Origin of the sequence: Kribbella sp. VKM Ac-2566, from assembly GCF_004366005.1 — a bacterium.
Classification (GTDB): domain Bacteria; phylum Actinomycetota; class Actinomycetes; order Propionibacteriales; family Kribbellaceae; genus Kribbella; species Kribbella pratensis.
In genome coordinates, this window is sequence record NZ_SODT01000009.1 from 539182 (window position 1) to 560474 (window position 21293).

The following is a 21293-nucleotide window of genomic DNA, read 5'->3' on the forward strand; positions in this document are numbered from 1 at the left end:
GGAGGGCCGTGCGCGTACTGGTGGTAGAGGACGACAAGGAGCTGCAGGTGGCCGTCCCGGCGGCGCTCCGCTCCGCCAATCTCGCCGTCGATCTGGCGGTCGACCTGGACGACGCCGACGAGAAGCTGTTCGTGAACTCGTACGACTGCGCCGTGTTCGACCGGATGTTCGAGATCGACGGCCGGAAGGTCGACTCGCTCGCCTACGTCAGCCGTCGCCGGAAGGAGGGCTGGACCCTGCCGGTACTGTTCCTGACCGGACGGGACACGCTGGCCGACCGGGTGGACGGATTCGAGCACGGTGGCGACGACTACCTGATCAAGCCGTTCGCGGTCGAGGAGCTCATCGTCCGGGTGCTCAGCCTGGTCCGGAGGGGCCCGACCATCCGTCCGCCGATCATCAGGTACGCCGACGTGGAGCTCGACACCGCCCGCCGTACCGTGCACCGGGCCGGCGTGCTGGTGACCCTGCGAGGCAAGGAGTTCTGCGTGCTGGAGTACCTGATGTCGCGGCCCGAGCAGCTGGTCACCCGGGCCGAGCTGATCGACCACTGCTGGGACGGCGACGGCCCGATGTCGAACGTCGTCGACGTCACGATCACCCGGCTGCGCAACCGGCTGCGCGGCGGTCCGGATCTGGTCGAAGCCGTTCGCGGCCAGGGGTACCGCCTGTACAGCCCGGGTGGTGCCGGATGAGTCAGCGCGGGATGCGCGGTCCGTCGGCCGACCGGCTGCGCCGACTGCGGTGGTGGCTGACCGTCCTGTTCACCGCTACGAACACCGTCGCTCTCATCGTGCTCGCGCCGGTGATCATCATCCTCGACGCGCAACGTGGCGCCGATCGGATCGACCACGACCTGAGCGTGGTCACGCAGCCCGTCCTGCGGCTGATCGACGACAACCACGGTGCGCTGGTCTATGCGCGCGTGCCGGCCGATCCGTTGGCGTCCGACTGCCCGGACTTCGCGGTCATGCCGGGGAAACCGAGCGACTTCACGCCGCTGTTCAGCACGCGCGGCTGTACGCGGGTCGACACCAAGCTGTTGGCGGACCTCGCGGCCGAGTCGGTGCGGAACGGCGCACCGCTGTCCGCGGACCGGAAGGCGGTCAACGGGCATCAGATCCGGGTCGCGGTGGAGCCGTTCAAGGACTCCAACGGCCACTACTTCGGCGCCGTACTCGCCTGGCAGGACACGCAGAAACAGCAGGAGCAGCATCGGCAGCTGACCATCGCGGTGCTCGTTGTCTGCGCGATCCTGATCGGCGCCGCCGCGCTCATCAGCTACTGGCTGTCCGGTCGCGCGATCCGCCCGGCGATGGCCGCTCTCGAGCAACAGGAGACGCTGCTCGCCGAGACCGCCCACGACCTGCGGACGCCGGTCGCCGCACTCCGCGCGCTCGCCGAGACAGCGCAGCGGGATCCCGAACAGCGCGCGGAGCTGCTGCCGCGGACCGTCCGGCTGGCCGGGCGGATGGGCGACATCATCGACGGACTGCTCGTCCGCGCCCGGCTCGCCGCGGGTGTGGAGCACCTCGCGATGCAGCCGGTCTGGCTCGACCAGCTGGTCGCCGGTGTGGTCGAGGACATGCCGACCGGTGACGCCCGGTTCTCGCTGGTGACCGCGCCGACCATGGTGCGTGCCGACCCGACGCTGCTGCGGCGGGCGATCGGCAACGTGCTGGGCAACGCGATGCGGCACGGCCGGGTGCCCGGCGCCGACCTGGCGATCATCACGGTGACGGTCGCCGACGGCCGGGTCACGGTCGCCGACCAGGGCCCGGGCATCGATCCCACCGTCGGCGCGGACCTGTTCGAGCCGTACACGACCGGCGGCGCCTCGACCGGCCTCGGCCTGTCGATCGTGCGCTGGGTGGTGCTCGCCCACGGCGGCGACCTGAAGGTCTACAACGCCGACGAGGGCGGCGCGATCTTCGAGATCCAGCTGCCTACCGTCCAGTAGTAGACCGGTTCTGTACGGCGGATGGACCAGGGCTGAGTAGGGTCACTCAGTGCAGTTCGGCGTACACCTGGGGAGATATCTATGAGCGCGACGATTCCGCCTGGCGAGGCTTATCGGCTGGTGGCGGACAACCTGGCGAAGGTGATCCACGGGAAGCCTGAGGTGATCCGGCTGGCGCTGACCGCGCTGTTCGCCGAGGGGCACCTGCTGATCGAGGACGTGCCGGGGCTCGGCAAGACCACGCTGGCCCGGTGCATCGCCCGCAGTATCGACGCGAGCTGGAACCGGATCCAGTTCACGCCGGACCTACTGCCCGGCGACATCACCGGCGTGATGGTCTATCACCAGGGCACCGAGTCCTTCGAGTTCCACCCGGGCGGCATCTTCGCCAACGTGGTGGTCGCGGACGAGATCAACCGCGGTACGCCGAAGACGCAGTCCGCGCTGCTCGAGGTGATGGCCGAGCGTCGCGTCACGGTCGACTCGAACACCCGCGCCGTACCGGATCCGTTCCTGGTCATCGGCACCCAGAATCCGATCGAGATGGAGGGCACCTACCGGTTGCCCGAGGCCCAGCTCGACCGGTTCCTGATGCGGATCGAGATCGGATACCCCGACCATGACGCCGAAGTGCGGATCGTGCTCGGCGACACCGGCCGGGTCGGACCCGACTCGCTCAGCCCGGTCATCGACGTACCGGCACTGCGGAACGCGATCGCCGCCGTCCGGTCGGTCCACGTGGACCCCGCGATCAGTTCGTACGCCGTGAAACTGGCCGCCGCGACCCGCGAGCACACCGCGGTCCGGTACGGCGCCAGCCCGCGCGGCAGCATCGCCCTGGTCCGCGCGGCCCGCGCGTTCGCCGCGACCGACGGCCGGGCGTTCACGACGCCCGACGACGTCAAGCAGGTCGCGCATCCGGTGCTCGCACACCGGTTGGTGCTGACGCCGGACGCGGAGCTGAGCCAGCGGCCGCCGTCGTCGGTGGTCGACGAGGTGCTGTCCGCCGTACCGGCGCCAACAGCCGGCACAACCGCGAGCTGACACCTTGGCCCTCGAGAACCGGTTGACGTGATGAGGCTGACGGGACGCGGGGTGGCGGTGCTGGTCGGGTCGATTGCGGCCTACGTGCTGGGCGAATTGGCCGGGTACTCCGTCTTTCGCGCACTCGCCGGGATCGGGGTCGGGGCGTTGATCGCCGCGACCGTACTGACGGTGCGGCAACCGCAGGTGACTGTGCAGCGAGTGCTGTCGCCAGATCGCGTCGAGCGAGGCCGTCCGGCGCTGGCGACGCTACGGGTGCGGAACGAGGGCACGCGTTGGCAGGCCGCCTTCGCCGCGCACGACTCGGCAGGGAACGATCGGCAGGAGGTCAAGATCCGGCGGCTCGGTCCGGGCAGCGAGGCGACGTACCGGTATGAGCTGCCGACGTTGCGGCGCGGCAAGGTCGCGGTAGGGCCGCTGACGCTCGAACGGCGTGACCCGCTCGGCCTGGCCCGCAACCGCAAGGCGACCGGCGAGGTCGCGACGTTGTGGGTGCATCCGAAGCGGCATCCGACCAAGACCGTGGTCGCCGGCCGGCCGCGGCACCACCACGTCGGGCGGACCGCGGACGACTCGTTGCGCGGATCGGCCGACCTGCGCGACGTACGCCCGTACGTCGTCGGCGACGAGGTCCGCCACCTGCACTGGAAGGCGACCGCGCGCACCGGGCAGTTGATGGTCCGCGACTACGCCGATCCGGATCAGCCGCGACTTACCGTGCTGCTCGACACGCGGCGCGAGCCGTTGTCCGAGGCAACGTTCGAGGAGGCGACCGAGGTTGCGGCGTCGATCCTGCTCGCGGCGTCCACGGCCGGCCACCGCTGCCGGTTGGTGACCACGACCGGCGCCGACCTCGCTGCTCCCGGCGGCGCCGTCGCGTCCCGGATGTTCCTCGACGAGCTGTGCGTGGTGGAGCAGATGGACGACAAGTCTGGTCTGGTGCCTCGCGTGCTGACCACCGGAGCGTCCGCGGGTGGCGCGATCGTCGTGGTCACCGGTGCGCGCGGATCAGCGGCGGACTTTGCTCCACTGCTCAGCCGGTACTCGTCGGTGACCGTCATCGGTCTCGGCGAGGCGCAAGGCGTCGCGCCGATCCTCAGCGCGCAGGTTGTCCTCGGCGGCTCCGCCCGGGAAGCCTTGCAGCAGTGGACAGGAGTTCTGCAATGAGCCGCCGGCAGACGATTGCGGTGCTCGCCGCTGTGCTTGTTGGCGGGTTGTGCTTCGGGCCGGTGTTCGGCCTGCGCAACCTGTGGCTGCCGGTGGGATCGGTCTGCCTGATCACCCTCGTCGTCACGGAGATCTGCCGGCACTGGTTCGTTGCGTGGCGCCCGATCCTGATCGTGCTCGGCGGCCTGCTCGCCGTCGTCGAAACGGTGCTGCGGGCAACTACTGTCGCCGGAGTGCCGACCGCGGCGTCGATCCGGGCGCTCGGGGACGGGCTGACAGGCTGGCGATTGACCCTGGAGTCGACCTGGCCGGCGCGGCCGGATCCCGAGCTCGTGGTGTTCGTGCCGCTGCTGACGTTGATCGCCTGCCTGCTCGCGGTCGAACTGCTCGACCGTGCGCCGCCGTTGGTCGCGTTGATTCCAGGTCTCGGCGTCATCGGTGCGAGTCAGCTGTACATCGCGGCGGACGGGTGGGGCGCCGTACTGATCGCGGCCGCGCTCGGGTTGATCATGGTGGCGCTCCTGATCCCCGAGAACCTCGAGTCCCGGCGGATCGCGCCATGGGTCGCGACGGCGGTCGTGACTGTCGCCGCGATCGTGTGTGGGCTGGTCGTGAGCACGATCGATCCGATCGGGCGTACGCCGTACTCGCTGCAGAAGGTGCAGTCCGCGACGGCCCCCGGCGTACGGCAGACGAGTCCGCTGGACGAGCTGGCGAGCCGGTTGAGTGCGCGGGAGCGCGACGAGGTGGTGTTCAAGTACACGGCCTCGAAGCCGGTCGATCGCTGGCGGCAGGTCGCACTCGACGACTTCGACGGATCGAACTGGACGACCGACCACCCGTTCCTGCGGATGGGGTCCGAGGTGGGTTCCGACGTCACCGTGCCGACCTCGCTGGAGTCGGCGAACGTGCGCCTCGAGGATCTGGACGGACCGTGGTTGCCGAGCCAGTTGCTGCCGGCAACGGTCAGTGGTGTCACGGATCCGCAGGTGGAGCCGATCGGCGCGACGTTGATGTCGTCGGGCCGGCCGGACGACTACACGCTGACGTGGCGGAAGCCGGACATCGACGCGCAGTACTTGCTGAACGCGGGGATCGACGGGGACGCACCAGGTGGGCTCGAGCTCCCCGCAGTGCCGCCGGAGATCGCGTCGATCGATCCGTTGCAGGGGAAGCGGGCGACGTTCGCGACGGCGATCGCCCTGGAGAAGTACCTGCGGCAGAACTACACGGTCGCGGTCGGGGAGAACCTGCCGACCGGGTACGGGTGGCCGCAGCTGAAGAGCTTCCTCCTCGACGAGAAGCCGGGCGGTGCACAGGCCGAGACCAAGCAGCCGGGGACGAGCGCGCAGTTCGCTGCGGCGTACGTCGTACTCGCGCGGCTGAACGGGATCCCGGCGCGGTTGGTGGTCGGGTTCCGTGCGCCTGCGAAGCCGGACGCGGACGGGTACTACACGCTGCGGAACTCGGATGCGTTCGCCTGGCCCGAGGTTGCGGTCGAAGGTCTCGGTTGGTGGCCACTGGATCCGGCCGAGGACGCGGCCACCGGGAAGACGACAGTCGCTGGTTCGATCGACGACATCACCAGCCAGGCGCGGGCCGCCGTACCGCCGGTGGAGAAGATCAAGGACCCGGAGGTCCCGCCGCAGACCGATCGGGGCGACGACAAGGGCACGCCGATCCTGCCGCGGATCTCGCTGACCGCGGTGTTCGCGGTGTCGGCGGGGCTGTTGCTGCTGTGGCTGGTCGGCGTACCGCTGGTGAAGTTCGTCCGGGCGGCGCGGCGCCGGCGGCGGGGCGGGAGCGCGGCGGTGGTCGGGGCGTGGGCCGAGGCGCGTGACCGGTTGCGTGCGTACGGCGTACCGGTGACTGCGGGTATGACGGTGCGGGACCTCGCCGATGCGGCGAAGGAGCTCCCGGACACCGCGGGCGGGCTGACTCGGGTCGCGCGGGCTGTCGATCAGGCGCTGTGGTCCGGGGGAGCGACGACGGCGGATGTGCAGAACGAGGCGTGGACAGGGGTTCGCGAGCTGCAGAAGGCGTTGCGCGGACGGCCGTGGGTCGACCGGTTCCAGGCGTCGCTCGAACTGCGAACACTGTTCACCCGCTCGCGTTCGGCATGACTTGCCGGGGGCCGGAGCGCGGTAGTTTCCGGGTCGCATAGAGTGACATCTGTCTCGACGAGGAAGGCTGTTGTCTTCGGGAAGGATTGGGCGCGATGTCCGACGCAGACGAGCCGGTGACGGAGAAGTCGCCGTTCCCGGGCTTCGACACGACGAAGCCGAGTATCGCGCGGACGTACGACTACTTGCTCGGCGGCAAGGACAACTTCGCGGTCGACCGCGCGTTCGGCGACCGGTTCATCAACGAACTGCCCGGTTCCCGCGTGATCGCGTACGACAACCGTGGCGCGCTGATCCGCGCGGTCCGTGAGATCGTCACGAACACGCCCGTCCGGCAGTTCATCGACCTGGGCAGCGGCTTGCCGACCGCGGACAACGTGCACCAGGTCGCCCAGCGGTACGCGCCGGACGCGAAGGTCGTGTACGTCGACAACGACCCGATCGTGCTCGCGCACGGCCGCGCGCTGCTCGCCGAGAACGACAACACCACGGTCATCCAGGCCGACCTGCGGGAGCCGAAGGCGATCATCGAGCACCCGGACACCGTGCGGCTGATCGACTTCGGCCGGCCGGTCGCCGTGATCTTCAGCGCCACCCTGCACCACGTGAACGACGACGAGGACCCGGCAGGCATCGTCCGCTTCTGGAAGGACCGGATCGTCTCCGGCAGCCACGTATTCATCAGCCACTTCCGCAGCGAGAACGACCCCCGCAGCCAGGAACTCGAACAGGTTCTGCAGGGGTCCCTGGGCCGCGGCCGCTGGCGCACCGACGACCAGATCCTCGCCCTCCTCGGCGAAGGCTTCACCGTCCTGGAGCCCGGCATCGTCCCCGCCTCCGAATGGCGCAACGAAGACGCCCCCGAAGACCTCACCGACTACCAACGCCTCATCGCCGCAGTCCTCGCCGTCAAGAACTAACCCTCCGCCCGACAGAGGCACACCTCCCGCATCACAGTGGATACCCAGCTCGTGTGATGCATGTGTGGGTCAGGAGAGCCGGGGGATAACCCGTCGTCTGTCGCACCATCGCGGATCGGGTTGGTCACGAGCCACACATCCGACAGGAGAACCCGAGGCATGGGCGTGGCTGCCGCCGCGGTCCGGTCAGGTGTCGGATTTCCAGAAGAACTTGTTGGAGGTGTAGGTGCCTTCGGGGCCTTGGACAGTTACCCAGGTGAGTTGGCCTACGGCGCTGCAGGGGAACTGGTCGGGGACGAGGAGTTGGCCCTGGGCGTCGGTCTTGGTGCTGTAGCCGGGGTTGAAGTTGCCCCACTCGGACGTGTACGGCTTGATGCTGTACGTCGTGTTCGGCGTCAGGTTCTCGATCCGGACCTGGATGTACGCGCACTCCGGGTGCTGACAGTTGTCGCCGTACGTCGTACCGTCGCCCCGCGAAGCCACCACCCGCTTGGTGGGCTGCTCCTTGCTGACCGAGGTCGCGGACAGGCTGGTGTACTTGCCCACCACCTCCTGCCCATCCGACGCCTTGGTGATCGCGCGCACGAAGAAGGTGGAGTACTTCCCGTCGGTCAGGCCGCTGATTGTCGCGGAGGTGGTGGTCGACCGCACCCGGACCGGCGCGGTGCTCGATCCGATCGACACCTCGTACCGCAGGAACGTCCCGTCGCCCATCGTCGGCTGCATCCAGCCGAGCGTCAGCCTCCCGCTGATACCGTCGTCCTTCACCAGGAGCTCGCGCGGCGACTCGGCCGGGTTCCACTTCAGCTCGACCCGGTTCGACTTCACCGCGGGGCCGTTGCCGGCGCTGTTCACCGCGTAGATGGTGAAGTAGTACGCCGTTTTCGTCTTCAGGCCCGGGATCAGCGCCGAGCGCGTCGACCCGCTGACCGTCGTCGATCCGCCGGTCCAGCTCAGCTTGTACGACGTGATTGTCGCGCCGTGCGCCGCGGCCGCACCCCAGGTCACGACCGCGCCGCCGTCGATGATCCGGGCCGCCACGTTCAGGGGTGCACCGGGCCGCCCCGGCTTCGCGGCCGGCGGCTTCGGTGGGGTCGGAGGAGTGGTCTTGCGGGTCGGCGGTGGCGTCTTCGTCTTGCCGGGATCCGGTTTGTCCGGTGTGTGCTCGTTGCCCGGACGGTTCGGCGGAGTGGTCTTCCGCGGCGTCTCGGGCTTGCGAGGAGGCGTGGTCCTCGGGGGAGTGGTGCGAGGGGGCGTGGTGCGAGGCGGGACCGTGGTCTTGGGCTTGGCCGGCGGCGTGATCGTCGGCCTGGCGGTGTTCTCGGGCTTCTTCGGCGTGGTCGTCGGTTTGCCGGCGCCGTCCTCGCCGGTGCCGATGTCCACGGACTCGGTCTCGCCGTCGCGGTCGACCACGACGACGCGGTCGCCGATCCCGTTCTCGACGTACACCCGGGAGTCGTCGCCGCGGTACAGGTTCGCCTCAGGCTTCTCGCGTCCACCGACGGGCCGGCTCGGCAGCTTGGCCTCGTCGACCTTCTTGCCGTCGCGGCCGAGCGTGATCAGGTTGGAGTTCTTCCGGTCCAGCAGCGCGAGCCCGTCACCGGAGGACGCGACCTTGTCGTAGTTCCCCTTCGGCAGCGGCGTGCTGATCGGCGCCTCGGGCTTGTCCGGGTGCGAGATGTCGACCAGGTGCAGCTTGTTGTGCGTCCGGTCGACGATCGCCAGCCGGCCGTCGACGTCGTTGCCCGCGACCAGCGCGTCGTCGGGTACGTCGATGTCGCCCAGATCGGGGCCGGTGTCCATCCCGCCGGCGTTCAGCGTGTACACCTGCCGCGCGGTCAGGTCGACGAACACGGCGTTCGTGCCGACCGCGGTCAGCGCGCCCTTGTGTCCCTTGGGAGCCGTTGCGGGACAGGACATCCGGTCCGCCGTCATCGGCAACCGGCACAGGTCGCCCTCGCCGACCCGGTGCACCCACAGCGTCCCGTCCGAGGTCACGACCGGATCGCCGAGCGGCCCGCCGGGGAAGGCAATCGTCTCCTTGTCACCGAACCGCACCACCCGCCCGGCCTGCTGGTACACGGCGAACGCCGCACCAGCCGCCTCGAGGCCGACCGGCTGCTCGTTCGTCGCCGGTGGCTGCACCGGGTCCAGAACGGTCAGGTCGGACTTGCCGAACTGGTCGATCCGCGACCGGGACAGCACATATCCCTGCTTGTCGGTCTGCACGACCTGTGCACCAGGCGAGGCGGTCTTCACCTCGGTGTCCGCGTCCACCTTGCCGGTCGCGCCGTCCAGGTGGAAGATCCGTCCGACCACGCTGTTGTAGACCCAGTGGCCGGACTGCGTGAACTTCACGCCGTTGTCCGGGGAGCCGGCGCCGGTCAGCACGACCACGCTCATCAGCGCGACGCAACCGGCCACGACCGCAGCGAGCGTGGCCTCGGAGCGGCCACGCCTGCGGAGCAGTTCGGTGAGCCGCCTGGGGCGGAACGGGATCGGCCTCACCCGCTCAGACTAGGCGATCAAGGTCCAGAACCGGTCCACAGTCCGTCCAGCGTCATCCACTGCAGGTGGCACCACGGATGGCCCTCGGCTCGCTCTCGAACTTGTCCACGCCGTCGGTGCCCTGCACGAGGAAGCAGTACTTCAGACCGCTGCTGACCTGTACGGTCAGCGAGGTCATCGTGCCCCGCAGCGTCGTCTGCGGCTGCCTGGCGCCCTGCTCCGCGACGATCACGGCGTACGTCAGCCTCGGCGGGCCCGACCAGGTCAGGACAACCGAGGTGCCCTTGTCCACCGGCGGATTCAGCTTGATCGTGGCCTGTTTCGGCGGTGTCGTAGGAGGCGGTGCCGGCGTCGGGGTCGGCGTACTGACGGCAGGTGGTGGCGCGGCCGCCCGACCGGCCGGGTCGTCGCCGCCCGGCCGGAACACGACCGGTACGACGGCCACCAGCGCGACTGCCGCGCCCGCGCCGAGCAACAACGGTTTCCGGGATTTTCCGGGTACGGGTTTGGCGGCCTTCTGCTTCGCGGGCGGCTTCTTCTTCGGCGCCTCGACGACGGCCAGCGGAACGCTCCGCCCCGCGGCCAGTTCGTCGCGGAAGTCGTCGAAGTCCAGATCGTCCTCCGGCACCGCACCCGCCCCGGCCAGTAGCGCCTCGAACTCGCCGACGACGGCGGCCGCCTCCGGACGGGCGTCCGGTTCCTTCGCCATCATCCGCAGCAGCAGCGCCGACAACGCCGGCGGCACATCCCGGCCGGTCACCTCCGCGGGCGGGTCCCGCAGGACCCGCAGTACGACGCCGTCCGGCGGCTCACCGGTCCGCGCCGGGAACGGCGGTCGCCCGGTCAGGGCCAGATACAGTACGGCGCCCAGCCCGTAGACGTCGGCCGCCTCGGACAGCTCACCTTCCCGCAGTACCTCGGGAGCCGTGTACGCCGCGTCGCTCATCAGATCGCGCGGGAACCGCAGCCGCAGCGCCATCCCGAAGTCCGACAGCGCGGGCTGCCCGCTGGACCGCTCGAGCACGTTCGCCGGCGTCACCCCGCCGTGCACCAGCCCGGCATCGTGCGCCTCCGCCAGTACCGAGCTGAGGATCTGCCCGAGGACGATGACGTCCCCGATCGGCAGAGGTCCTCCTCCGACCAGATCCGGCAACGATTGCGGGCAGAACTCCATCCGCAGCGCGGTCCGCCCGTCCGGCAGGTCGTCCAGCGACTCCACCCGGACGATCGACGGCGCCGACCGCAACCCGGCCAGCTTCGCCTGCTCGACCTCGATCCCGTTGTAGGTCCGCCGATCGAGCGGCTGCGGATAGACCTTCACCGCGACCGTCCGCCCGCCGGGAGGCGCCAGCAGGTACACCGTCGCCACTGGCCCGGTGGCCCGCGGCACCAGCGCATCGGGGGAGATCTCAGCCATCAGGGTCATCTTGTCATCCCGCAACGTCCAGGTACGCGCATCCGCGTGCCACCAGGAAGCGCAGGTCGCCGAGGATCTCGGCCAGGGCAGCGTCCGGATCGGTCCGCCCGGACGGTTCCGCGGTCACCGTCGCGCGAACCTCGCAGCTGTGCCACAACGTCGGCGCCACCGAACCCCATTGCCACAACTCGTAGCAGTCCGGGTCGAGGATCGCTGCGGTCCCGAGACCTGGAATCCCGACCGCATGCCCTTCCAGCCGGTCCGGAGCGTTGCCGAGGCCAACGAACATGATGTCCAGCCGGTGCCGCTGCGCGAACTGCCTCCCGTCCTCGACGACCACTATCAGCCCCGCGCCGGAGAGCCGCTCGACGTACGCCGCCGGTTCCGCGACCCCGGCCCGCTGAGCATGTAGGACGACATCGTCGACGGTCCACGCACCCTTGCCGACCTCGGGCAACCCGTGCGCCAGCACCCAGACCACGAACGCGTCCGCGTCGAGCCGGTGCTGACTCCACCCGACCCGAACCACCTGCTCCTCGTCCCGGACGCCGTTGTAGTGCCCGATCGGGAAAACCGTCACCGCACCCTCCGCCGGTCGAAGTACGCCGCCCGCACACAGAGCAGACCGTGAACCTGTCCGAGCACCCCGGCCAGGACCTGCCGCGGATCCGTCTCCTCCGGCGCCGTCACACCAGCCTGTACGGCGACCTTCGCGGCGTCGTTGCACCCGGTCCACAGCTCCGGTGCGAGCTGCGCCCACATCAGTACGTCGTACACGGCGACCGAGACCTGCGCCACCGGATGGTTCAGAAGCCCGACCCTCTGCATCCACGGCTGATCCGGATCCGGCCCGAGCCCCTGCAACAACGGGAACAGCTGGTGTTCCTCGGCGAAACCGACCGCGTCGTCCGCCGCAGGATCTACCGCCACCAGCAGTCCGTCCCGGAGGAACCGCTCGACCACGTGTTCCGAATCCAGCCCGAGGTTTCCGGCCCGCTCCACCACCGACGACCGCGTCGGCCGGTCCTGGTCGTCAACCCCGTGCGCCAGCAGCCACACCGCGAACTCGCGGTCCGCCAACTCGGCCACCTCGACCCCCACCCGCACCTGCTGCCGTCGCTCGGTCGCCCCCGAATACACCACCCCCAGGTCGTGCCCCACCGGGAGAAGCAACTCTCGATCAGTCGTCACACCCAGTACGCTAGGTCGCCGCACCGCCCCCGATCCGCCGGCGGCAGGAACCTGTCGCGTCCCCTCCCGACCACGCCGGCGCCGCGACAGTTGCCCCATGAACATCACAGGTCTGGTCCGGGTGACAATCGTGGCGCCCCAGCGCCGCATCGACCTGGCTCTCCCGGAGCAAGCGGCGATCGCCGAGATCCTCCCCGGCCTGCTCACCAAGGCCGGCGAACACCTCGCCGACGAAGGCGTCGCGGACGGTGGCTGGATGCTGCGCCGGTTGGACGGCGCGGAGCTCGTCCTCGGACGCACACTCGGTGCGCATCGCATCCGGGACGGCGAGATCCTGCATCTGGTCCCACGGACGACGGAGTGGCCGGAGCTCGAGTACGACGACCTCGTCGACGCCGTCGCCCGTGGCTCGGGCCGCCTCGGCGCTGCGTGGTCCGCCTGGCACACCCGCGCCGCGGGGCTGACGATCGCCGTGGTGGCGGCCGTGGTCAGCGTCGTCACTGTCCTGCGTCTCGGTACGCCGTGGGCGAATCCGGCGGGGTGGCTGCTGTTCCTCGCGGGCCTGTTCATCGTGGCCGGCGTGACGCTCGCGAGGGCGGTCGGGGACTCGGGCGCCGGTGTCGTACCCGGCGGACTGTCCTTGGTCACCGGCGCTCTCGGCGGTGGACTCGTGCTGGCCGGGGACGCCGCGGCGCCGGAGATCGGAGCCCCGCAACTACTCGCGGCTTCGGCCGCACTGCTCGTGGCCGGCGTGGTGCTCAGTAGGCATCGTCGACGGTGCCACGCTGTTCGCCGCGGCCGCGACGCTCGGCGCGCTCGGCATCGCCGGCAGCTGGATCGGATCCGCCGACCGGCTCGACGGTACCGATGCCGCGGCCATCACGGCGGCCGCGGCGATCACGTTGTCGCCGGCGCTCGGCTCGTTGGCGATCCGGCTCGGGCGGGTACCGATGCCGATCCTGCCGCGCACCACGGCCGACCTCGTGCGAGACGATCCGCAGCCGCCGCGGCGGCAGGTGTACGGCGCGGTGGTCCGAGCCGACAGTCTGCTCACGGGCCTGTTGATCGGCACCGCGACGATCGTTGCCGTGGGCATCGTCATGCTCGCGCTCGACGGCACCCGATCGGCCACGATCCTCGCCGTACTGCTGAGTGCGGGCGCGCTGATCCGCGCCCGGCTGTACCCGATCGTCAAGCAGCGACTGACGTTCCTGGTCGCCGGCGTCGTCGGTGTGGCCGCGCTGCTTCTCGGGCCGCTGAGCTCCGGCGGCACGAATCCACTGACACCGGTGGTCCCGGTCAGCCTGCTCGTCGCGGCCGGCGCCGTCCTGTTCGGTCTGCGGTACGCCGTCCGGCCGCCGACGCCGTACTTCGGGCGCGCCGCGGAGATCCTGGAACTACTGCTGGTCCTCGCGCTGGTGCCGGTGACCTGCGCGGTGCTCGGGCTCTACGGTCTGCTGCGCGGATGGGGCGGCTGAGATGGCGACCCGCAAGGATCAACTGCAGTCGCACCAGTTCCTCGGGCAGCGGATGGTGTCCGCGCTGGTCACCAGGGACTCCGATCCGGAACAGCCCCCGTTCCGGCGCCCGCTGAACGCCGCGATCGGAAGCTTCGTGATCGCGTTCCTCGCCCTTGCCGTGGTGGCTGTCTACGGGCTCGTCGTGCCCGGCGGGAACAAGGCCTGGCAGAGCGGCGAGCTGGTGATCGTCGAGAGGGAGACCGGGACCCGCTACGTGTACCTGGACGGGCGGCTGCACCCGGTGACGAACTACGTCTCCGCGTTGCTTGCTCTGGGCAAGAACTCGGCCACCAAGCAGGTGTCGCGGAAATCGCTTGCGGAAACTGCGCGCGGTCCGCGGATCGGCATTCCGGATGCACCGGACGCGCTGGCGCCGGCCAGCCGGTTGCTGACCGGCGGATGGACGCTCTGCTCGCAACCGATCCGGACGTCCGCGGGTGAAGCGGACAGCGAGTCGGTGCTGCTCGTCGGCTCCCGGCCCGGCACCGCCCAGCCGCTCGGCACGAAAGCGCTGCTGGTCGAGGTGATCGAGACCGGCGACCGGTATCTGATCAGCGACGGTCTAAGGCACCGGATCGACAAGTCGGACGCGGTCGCGGTCGGGCTGGCGCTCCGCACCGAGCCCTGGGCCCGGGTCGGCAGCGCGTTCGTCGCGGCGCTCCCGGAAGGCCGGCCGATCGCGCCGATCAAACCGGCCGGGATCGGTACGCCGTCGACCGCGATCCCGGACCGCCCGGCGACGAAGGTCGGTCAGCTGTTCGTGGTGAAGACCTCCGGCGGCGGACGGCAGTACTACCTCGCCGCGAAGACCCGGCCGGTGCCGATCTCCGAGCTGCAGTACGACATCCAGACCGCCTACCGGCCACTGGCCGCGGCGTACGGCGGTAAGGCGCCGGTCGCGATCGAGCTCGGCCTGCTGTCGGTCGGACGCTCCGACCCGCTTCCGGACTCGACCGGCGACAGCAGCGTGCCACGCAGCCGGCCCGAGTTCGCGGCTCCGAACGGCGGTAACGGGACGGTCTGCGCGACGTTCGCGCCCGGTAGTACCCGGCCGGTCGTCGCCATCGACGCCGTACTGCCCGCTCGGGACCCGATGATGATCACGCCGAAACGCGGACCGCGGGGTACCGCCCTCGCCGACCGGATCGTCGTCCCGCCCGGCACGGCCGCGGTCGTTGAGGCGATGCCGTCGGGTCGCGCACCGGCCGGAACGGTGGCACTGGTCACCGACCTGGGTCGTGCCTATCCGCTCGCCGACCCGAAGCTTCTCGACACCCTCGGGTACGCCGGCACGCGGCCGGTCCGACTGCCCGCGGACCTGGTCGCGCGGATCCCGCAAGGCCCGGGCCTGAGCCCGGCGAGCGCGATGACCGCCGCGCCCTGACGACCCCTGGACACAGCAGATGTCCCCGGCCGGAAGATCCGGCCGGGGACATTCTGTGTGCGTCTCCGATCAGGTGGCGAGGCGCGGAGTGGACGGCTTGACGTCGGTCTCCGGCTCGACCGACCACAGTTCCTCGTCGAGGATCTGCAGCGTCTCCGGCCGGTCGTGGTCCCGCTTGGCCGTCGACTTCGCCGCCGGGGCCGCGGGGAACATGGGCTGCTTGCCCGCGCGGCCGCGAAGCCGGTCCGGTACGCCGGGAGCCGGGCCGCCGGTGCGACTCCGTTCTCGGCCCGCCGGGCGGATCGCGCCCGTGCCGGGTTTGCCGCCGCGACCAGCACCGGCGCCTGCGGCCGCACCGCCCATCGGCGGCATCATCGGCGGCACGCCCGAGCCCGCTCCGGCGGCTCCACCGGCCGGAGACGCGCCGGTCGAGCCGGGGAGTGCGGGCGCCTGGCCGACGGACGATGCGGTCTGCGTCTGCCCGCCGCCCTTGACCACGGAAGGGATCTGCTGGTCACCGACGCCGAGCGGCTTGATGCCACCTAGCTTCGACCGTCCGGCGCCACCGAGGCCGGCACCGCCGATCCCACCGCCGGAGCCGACACCGGACCCGATACCGCGCCCGGCGCCGCCGCCGATGTACCCGCCGGCTCCGGATCCGAGCCCGTGCGAACCGACCGGGCTGAGCGGACCGATCGAGGTGGCGGGGGTGGCCGCGTGATCGATCGGCAGCAACGGCGCGATCGGCTTCAACGGCGTCGGCGTCGCCGACGGCAGCCCGGTCAGGCCCATACCGCCGGAGCCGCCAGGTGTGCCGACGCCTCCCGTGCCCTCCGCGCCTTCGCCGGCCCCGCCGGCACCCGTTTCGCCACCGGCAGCACCACCGCCGGCGCCACCGCCCGCCTCGTCACCGCCCGGAGCCCCACCGGGAGTTCCACCAGGAGCCCCGCCCGGGCTGCCGGCCGGCACACTTCCGGGCGAACCAGGACCAGTACCAGGGGTGCCTCCAGGACCAGCGTCACTGTGCGGCCCCTGCCAGCGCACCCGGTCGGCCATGCCGCGGGCCTGCTGGCCGATCATGACGTACTGCTGTCCGACCTGGTCCAGCCCCTGGCCGACGGTGATCAGATCCTGCTTGAGCCCGTCGAGCGGGTTGAATCCCCCTGTCGCCTCGGCGATCGCAAGGCCCTGCTCAGCGCCGGACTCCTTCATCAGCGTCTGCTGGACGCGTGCCTGCGCCGCGACCCGCGTGGCGTTGGCGGCCGCTGTGTTGATGTTCTGAATGACGACCGGAACCTGCCGACCGAGACTCGCGCCGTTGACCCGCCCGCTCAGCTCGTCGGCGCTGTCGGCGAGTGACTTGGCACTCTGCTCGGCAGCCTGCTCGAAGACCTTGGACTCCACCTTGCTCCGCCAACCGGTGAGCAACGAGGCCGCGGCCTGACGGAACTGCGTGTGCGTGGTGCTGAGTGCCTGCGAGGCTTTCGCGAACCGCTCCGGCAGCTTCTCCAGGCCGGGTGCGGTTTCGCGTTGCTCGCCGAGCGCCAGTTGCTCGAACTTCTCGGCCAGCGTGACGATGGCCGCGATGTCGGTGCCCACACCGGACGCCTCGGCGGCGTAGCTTGCCTGACCATCAGTTGGCTCGGCCATCAGTTCCCTCCTGTCGTCTCGCCGGCGTCGTTGATCACGCCGCCCAGGACCTGCGTGGACAGCTCCCGGTGGCGCTTGTACAGCTTGCCGACCTGCGAGCTGACGGATCCGTAGGCCCCGACTCCCTGCGCGGCCTCCGTCATCTTCTGCCCGGCGGTCGTCAGCGCCGTGTTGATGTCGTTGGCCATCTGGGTCCGGCCGGTGAAGACACCCGGCGTCACCGGTCCTGGCTGACCCATCTCGGCGCCCGCGGTTCCGAGTTCGCCGGACTGGCGCCGGTAGCTTCCCGCCGTCGTCTCGAAGTCGTCGGGGTTGTCGGAATCGAGATCTGCCATGTGCTGCTCCTTTCTGCTGTCGGTGTTCGTCCTGCGCCGTACGGCGGTCAGGTCTGGGGTGGAAGGGTGAGCTGGACCAGTTGCGCCGTACCCTGACGGCTGATCAGGCGGCCGCGGCCCGGAGGCAACGGCTGCGGGCGGACGCCGCCCAGCAACGGGCCTTCCTCGCGGCTGCCGGACAGCATCAGGCCCGGGGACGCGATGTCCCGGAGGCGAGCAAGGACCGGCTCGAAGAACCCGCGGCCGGCGCCACCGGTACGGCGGGCCACCACGAACCGCAGCCCGATGTCCGCGGCCTGCGGGATGAACGGGAGCAACGGCATCAGCGGATGCCCCTCGGTGGTGGCGACCAGGTCGTAGTCGTCGACGAGCACGTACAGGTCGGGTCCCTGCCACCATGAGCGGTCGCGGAGTTGTTCGGCGGTCACGTCCGGGCCGGGCATCCGTTGCGTCAGGACCGCGCACACCTGCTCGACCAGAGTCTCGGTCGCGTGGTGGTTGCTGCCGTAGCCGACCAGATGCTCGCCCTCGAAACCGCCGAGCAGGCTCCGCCGATGGTCGATCACCAGGATCCGGGCCTGGTCCGGTGTGTACGCCTCCTGGATCCGCCGGCCGAGGGTGCGCAGGAATCCGCTCTTCCCGGACGCGGTGTCGCCGAGCACGATGAAGCACGGGTCGGCGGAGAAGTCGATCCGGACGGGGGAGAGATCCCGCTCCGCGACGGCGACGGCCAGGCCACGTTCGGGATCGCTCTCGCCGTCGAGGCGGTCGGCGGGAACCTCGGCGGGCAGCAGCAGGACCGGCGGCGCGGATTCGCCGGTCCAGGCCGCCGCGATCTGCTCGACGAGCCGGCCCAGGCCGTCAGCGGTCCGCTCGCCCTGGTCGGCGGCCAGCAGCGGCCGCGCCGACAGGAACTGGTGCCGGCTGCCGGTGATGCCGCGCCCGGGTGCGTTCTCCGGGACCAGCAGCGCCGTACGGCGGTCCAAGAAGGAGTCGATCGGATCGCCGATCTTCAGTTCCAGCTTGGTACCGCACAGGTCGCGGATGTTCATCCGGATGTCGAACCAGCGCGCCGCGCTGATGATCAGGTGCACGCCGTACGCGAGACCGCGGGTGGCGATGTCGCCGAGCAGAATCTCCAGATCCTCGAAGTCGTTGCGGATCGTCAGCCAGCCGTCGATCACCAGGAAGACGTCACCGTACGGCGACGGCGGGACGGTCCCGGCCTGCCGGCGCTCCCGGTACGCGGCCATCCCGTCGATGCCGAGCTCGGCGAACTCGCGCTCGCGCTGGGAGATCAGGTTCATCACCTCGGCGATCGTCCGTCGTACCGAGTTGGTGTCCTGCCGGCCGGCCAGTCCGCCGACGTGGGGCAGGCCGCGCAGACCGGTCAGCACGCCGCCGCCGAAGTCCAGGCAGTAGAACTGCACCTCTTCCGGGGTGTGGGTGAGTGCCAGTGACATGATGGTTGCTGCGAGCAAAGAGCTCTTGCCGCTGTGCGGGCGGCCGACGACGGCGACGTGCCCACCGCCACCGGACAGGTCCAGTTGCAGCGGGTCGCGGCGCTGTTCGAGCGGCCGGTCCACGATGCCGGCGCGGGCGGTCAGGCTCCCGGTCAGACGCGGCTCGCCCGCGGTGAGACCGCGGCCCGGCTCGACCCGGACCGGTCCGAGGACGTCGTCGAGGGCCGGTGACTCGTCGAGCGGCGGCAGCCAGATCTGGTGCGCGGCGTCGCCACGGCCGGTCATCCGATCCACCAGGATGTCGAGCAACGTCTCGCCGACACTCTCGTCGAACGGGTCCTCCGACTGCTGCTGCTCCTGGTCGTCGGTGGCCACCGGCGGGGCGACGTACCCGCTGATGTAGTCGTGCAGGACCAGCGAGTTGCCGGGTGTCATCGGCAACTGCCCGGCCGTCGGCCGCCGGTGGACGCCGGAGACGTACGCGGCCCGGAACCGGTCGAGCTGCTCGGTACCGACTCGCAGGAACCCGTGACCAGGTGCCCTGGGCAACAAGAACGCGTCGTTCACGCCGAGGACGGTGCGGCTGTCCATGTCCGAGAACGTCCGCAGGCCGACCCGGTACGAGAGGTGCGCCTCGAGACCGCGCAGCCGGCCCTCGTCCAGGCGCTGGCTGGCCAGCAGGAGGTGCACGCCGAGCGATCGCCCGACCCGGCCGATCTGCACGAACATGTCGATGAAGTCCGGCCGGTCGCTCAGGAGTTCGCTGAACTCGTCACACACCACGAGCAGTGTCGGTACTTCGGGAAGCGGCGCGCCGGCCATGCGCGCCTTCTCGTAGTCCCGCAACGAGGCGAAGTTGCCCGCGGCCCGCAGCAGCTCCTGCCGGCGGATCAGCTCGCCGTTGATCGCGTCCGTCATCCGGTCGACCAGATGCAACTCGTCGGCCAGGTTGGTGATCACCGCGCTGGTGTGCGGGAGCTTCTCCAGCGTCGCGAACGTCGCGCCGCCCTTGTAGTCGATCAGCGCGAAGTTCAGCGAGCGCGGCGGGTGGGTGATGGCGAGGGCAAGCACCAGCGTGCGCAGCAGCTCGCTCTTGCCGGAGCCGGTGGCGCCGATCAGCAACCCGTGCGGCCCCATGCCTTCCTGGGCGGACTCCTTCAGGTCGATCTCGATCGGCAGCCCGTCGGCGCGCAGACCGAACCGCACCCGTAGCCGGTCGCGGCTGGGCCGCTGCACCCAGGTGACCGCGGGATCGAAATCGTACGGATCGCCGAGTTCGAGCAGCTCACCGAGTCCGAGGTCCGCGCTCAGCGGCTGGTCGCTCTGCGCGCCGGCGGTGAGCCGCAGCGGTGCGAGTTGGCGCGCCAGGCCCTCGGCCGCCGCCCGGGACAGTTCGTCGGCGCGGCCGAGCCCGGCCTCGTCGTCCATCGTCTCACTGGTCAGCGTGCCGTCATTGCCGACGTCGAGCACGATCGCGCTCGCGTCGAGCGCCCGCGGCGGCAGGGTGGCGAGGTCCAGGACCGTGACGCCTTCCAGTCCGCGATCGGCCAGGAGGTGATCCGAGCCGCTGGTATCGCCCCCGGCGAGTACCACGACGACGTGCGGGCCGGCCGCCGTACCGCCGCCGTCCGGATCGAACCGCGGCCGGCCGGTGAGCAGGTCGTCCAGCATCGCCTCGATCGAGATGATCGTTGGAGCGACCAACCGTAGTGGCCCGAGCGCGTCGGTGCGCTCCGGGTGCAGTGCGTGCGGCAGCCACTTCACCCAGTCCCAGTCCGCCTCCTGATCGTGGTCGGTGACGACGGCGATCCGCAGGTTGTCCGGCGCCTGCAGGGTGGCGAGCTGGGCGAGCATCGCGCGGACCAGGCCGCCCGCCCGCTCGCGGTCCCCGGTGAAGTGGATCCTCGCGAACCCGGTGATCGCGATCGCGATCGGCAGGTCCGGCACGGTCGCGTACGTCGAGACGAAGCGGCGCAAGGCCAGCGCGGACAGGGGTTCCAGGCGCTCCAGCGGCTGCGTGTCCGGCGGTACGACCGAGATCGCCGGTGCCTGCGGTCCGACCCCGATCCGGGTGATGCCGAAGTCCTCGTCGTCGCGGCGACGTTCCCAGAGCCGGTGACTGGCGGCCAGCGTCCACAGGCTCTCGGGCTCGGGGTGGTGGTACTGCAGGGCTGCGCGCTGGTTGCCGACCGATCTGGTCAGCCGGATCCGTTGCTGCGCCAGCTCCCGCAGGTACCGGCGCCGGGCGTGGCCCATCTCCGACTTGCCCGCCCCGGAGCGCATCAGCAGGCCGGCGAAGATCATGCCGACGATCGCGACGCCGAACAGCGCGAAGACCGCGATCCGCAGTCCACCGCCCAGGCTGCCGGAGAACGACAGCAGCATCGCGCCCATCATCGCCACCATGGGCAGCACCATCAGCAGTTGCGCCCACTGCCGGCCGCCCGGCTCGGGGACCTCGGGCGGCGCCTCCAGCAGCAGTTCGCCGCCCGGCACGTCCGGGCCGGGTCTGCGGTCCGGCCGCCGTACCACCATCGTCGCCATCACGATCACCTCTCCTGGGAATCCACGCCGATCGTGGCCCGTCCGGACGGAACGCCGGCGCCGATGG

15 protein-coding genes and 1 pseudogene are annotated in these 21293 nt (G+C 70.5%); 9 read left to right on the plus strand and 7 right to left on the minus strand.

What is annotated here, in order from left to right; all coding sequences use genetic code 11:
* Window positions 1–8: 8 nt before the first annotated feature.
* The 6 genes from EV647_RS14090 to EV647_RS14115 all read left to right on the plus strand — a co-directional run bounded on the left by EV647_RS14090 (window position 9) and on the right by EV647_RS14115 (window position 7214).
* A complete protein-coding gene (locus tag EV647_RS14090) occupies window positions 9–695 on the plus strand; it encodes a response regulator transcription factor (protein WP_134002837.1) in 687 nt (228 codons plus the stop codon).
* Window positions 692–1960: a sensor histidine kinase KdpD gene (locus EV647_RS14095; protein ID WP_238177199.1), complete on the plus strand. Its 1269-nt coding sequence runs from the start codon at window positions 692–694 to the stop codon at window positions 1958–1960. The genes EV647_RS14090 and EV647_RS14095 overlap by 4 nt, the downstream gene beginning before the upstream one ends.
* 81 nt (window positions 1961–2041) lie before the next feature.
* Entirely contained in the window at window positions 2042–3004 is a 963-nt protein-coding gene (locus EV647_RS14100) for a MoxR family ATPase (RefSeq protein WP_134002839.1), read from the plus strand.
* 30 nt (window positions 3005–3034) lie between these two features.
* Window positions 3035–4171 carry a DUF58 domain-containing protein gene (locus EV647_RS14105; RefSeq protein ID WP_134002841.1) on the plus strand — a complete coding sequence of 379 codons (1137 nt, stop codon included), beginning with the start codon at window positions 3035–3037 and terminating at the stop codon, window positions 4169–4171.
* Window positions 4168–6294 carry a DUF3488 and DUF4129 domain-containing transglutaminase family protein gene (locus EV647_RS14110; protein WP_134002843.1) on the plus strand — a complete coding sequence of 709 codons (2127 nt, stop codon included), beginning with the start codon at window positions 4168–4170 and terminating at the stop codon, window positions 6292–6294. Before EV647_RS14105 ends, EV647_RS14110 begins: the two co-directional genes overlap by 4 nt.
* A 95-nt stretch (window positions 6295–6389) precedes the next feature.
* The gene (locus tag EV647_RS14115) at window positions 6390–7214 is read left to right on the plus strand and encodes an SAM-dependent methyltransferase (RefSeq protein WP_134002845.1); all 825 of its coding nucleotides are present in this window, start codon (window positions 6390–6392) and stop codon (window positions 7212–7214) included.
* Between the two features lie 186 nt (window positions 7215–7400).
* Here EV647_RS14115 and EV647_RS14120 read toward each other — a convergent pair whose 3' ends face one another.
* The 4 genes from EV647_RS14120 to EV647_RS14135 are packed head-to-tail and all read right to left on the minus strand — an operon-like array spanning window position 7401 to window position 12330.
* Window positions 7401–9722 carry a fibronectin type III domain-containing protein gene (locus EV647_RS14120; protein WP_134002847.1) on the minus strand — a complete coding sequence of 774 codons (2322 nt, stop codon included), beginning with the start codon at window positions 9720–9722 and terminating at the stop codon, window positions 7401–7403.
* Window positions 9723–9774: 52 nt separating this feature from the next.
* Window positions 9775–11148: a serine/threonine-protein kinase gene (locus tag EV647_RS14125; protein ID WP_134002849.1), complete on the minus strand. Its 1374-nt coding sequence runs from the start codon at window positions 11146–11148 to the stop codon at window positions 9775–9777.
* A gap of 4 nt (window positions 11149–11152) precedes the next feature.
* Window positions 11153–11719 carry a hypothetical protein gene (locus EV647_RS14130; protein ID WP_134002851.1) on the minus strand — a complete coding sequence of 189 codons (567 nt, stop codon included), beginning with the start codon at window positions 11717–11719 and terminating at the stop codon, window positions 11153–11155.
* Window positions 11716–12330 carry a hypothetical protein gene (locus EV647_RS14135; protein ID WP_134002853.1) on the minus strand — a complete coding sequence of 205 codons (615 nt, stop codon included), beginning with the start codon at window positions 12328–12330 and terminating at the stop codon, window positions 11716–11718. The genes EV647_RS14130 and EV647_RS14135 overlap by 4 nt, the downstream gene beginning before the upstream one ends.
* Before the next feature lie 97 nt (window positions 12331–12427).
* Between EV647_RS14135 and EV647_RS43690 the strand changes: the two are divergent.
* From EV647_RS43690 to eccB, 3 genes and pseudogenes are all read left to right on the plus strand, one after another.
* Window positions 12428–12613 (plus strand): annotated as a pseudogene (locus tag EV647_RS43690) (EsaB/YukD family protein); the annotation flags it as partial.
* A 334-nt stretch (window positions 12614–12947) separates the two neighbouring features.
* On the plus strand, window positions 12948–13808 hold the full coding sequence (locus EV647_RS42970; RefSeq protein ID WP_238177201.1) for a hypothetical protein: 861 nt from the start codon (window positions 12948–12950) through the stop codon (window positions 13806–13808).
* A 1-nt stretch (window position 13809) separates the two neighbouring features.
* On the plus strand, window positions 13810–15234 hold the full coding sequence (eccB, locus tag EV647_RS14145) for a type VII secretion protein EccB (protein ID WP_134002855.1): 1425 nt from the start codon (window positions 13810–13812) through the stop codon (window positions 15232–15234).
* Window positions 15235–15303: 69 nt separating this feature from the next.
* Here eccB and EV647_RS14150 read toward each other — a convergent pair whose 3' ends face one another.
* From EV647_RS14150 to eccCa, 3 genes are read right to left on the minus strand one after another with little or no spacing between them, the layout of a single operon-like run.
* Window positions 15304–16884, minus strand: a complete 1581-nt coding sequence (locus EV647_RS14150; protein WP_134002857.1) for a hypothetical protein — start codon at window positions 16882–16884, stop codon at window positions 15304–15306.
* Entirely contained in the window at window positions 16884–17219 is a 336-nt protein-coding gene (locus tag EV647_RS14155; RefSeq protein ID WP_134002859.1) for a hypothetical protein, read from the minus strand. The genes EV647_RS14150 and EV647_RS14155 overlap by 1 nt, the downstream gene beginning before the upstream one ends.
* 47 nt (window positions 17220–17266) lie before the next feature.
* The gene (gene eccCa, locus EV647_RS14160; RefSeq protein ID WP_134002861.1) at window positions 17267–21226 is read right to left on the minus strand and encodes a type VII secretion protein EccCa; all 3960 of its coding nucleotides are present in this window, start codon (window positions 21224–21226) and stop codon (window positions 17267–17269) included.
* Window positions 21227–21293 lie beyond the last annotated feature (67 nt).

Excerpts from the sequence above, each read along its gene's own strand:
- eccCa (WP_134002861.1), bottom strand. The coding sequence starts at position 21,226 with ATGGCGACGATGGTGGTACGGCGGCCGGACCGCAGACCCGGCCCGGAC.
- EV647_RS14105 (WP_134002841.1), top strand. The coding sequence starts at position 3,035 with ATGAGGCTGACGGGACGCGGGGTGGCGGTGCTGGTCGGGTCGATTGCG.
- EV647_RS14125 (WP_134002849.1), bottom strand. The coding sequence starts at position 11,148 with ATGACCCTGATGGCTGAGATCTCCCCCGATGCGCTGGTGCCGCGGGCC.
- eccB (WP_134002855.1), top strand. The coding sequence starts at position 13,810 with ATGGCGACCCGCAAGGATCAACTGCAGTCGCACCAGTTCCTCGGGCAG.
- EV647_RS14155 (WP_134002859.1), bottom strand. The coding sequence starts at position 17,219 with ATGGCAGATCTCGATTCCGACAACCCCGACGACTTCGAGACGACGGCG.
- EV647_RS14110 (WP_134002843.1), top strand. The coding sequence starts at position 4,168 with ATGAGCCGCCGGCAGACGATTGCGGTGCTCGCCGCTGTGCTTGTTGGC.
- EV647_RS14150 (WP_134002857.1), bottom strand. The coding sequence starts at position 16,884 with ATGGCCGAGCCAACTGATGGTCAGGCAAGCTACGCCGCCGAGGCGTCC.
- EV647_RS14095 (WP_238177199.1), top strand. The coding sequence starts at position 692 with ATGAGTCAGCGCGGGATGCGCGGTCCGTCGGCCGACCGGCTGCGCCGA.
- EV647_RS14115 (WP_134002845.1), top strand. The coding sequence starts at position 6,390 with ATGTCCGACGCAGACGAGCCGGTGACGGAGAAGTCGCCGTTCCCGGGC.
- EV647_RS14100 (WP_134002839.1), top strand. The coding sequence starts at position 2,042 with ATGAGCGCGACGATTCCGCCTGGCGAGGCTTATCGGCTGGTGGCGGAC.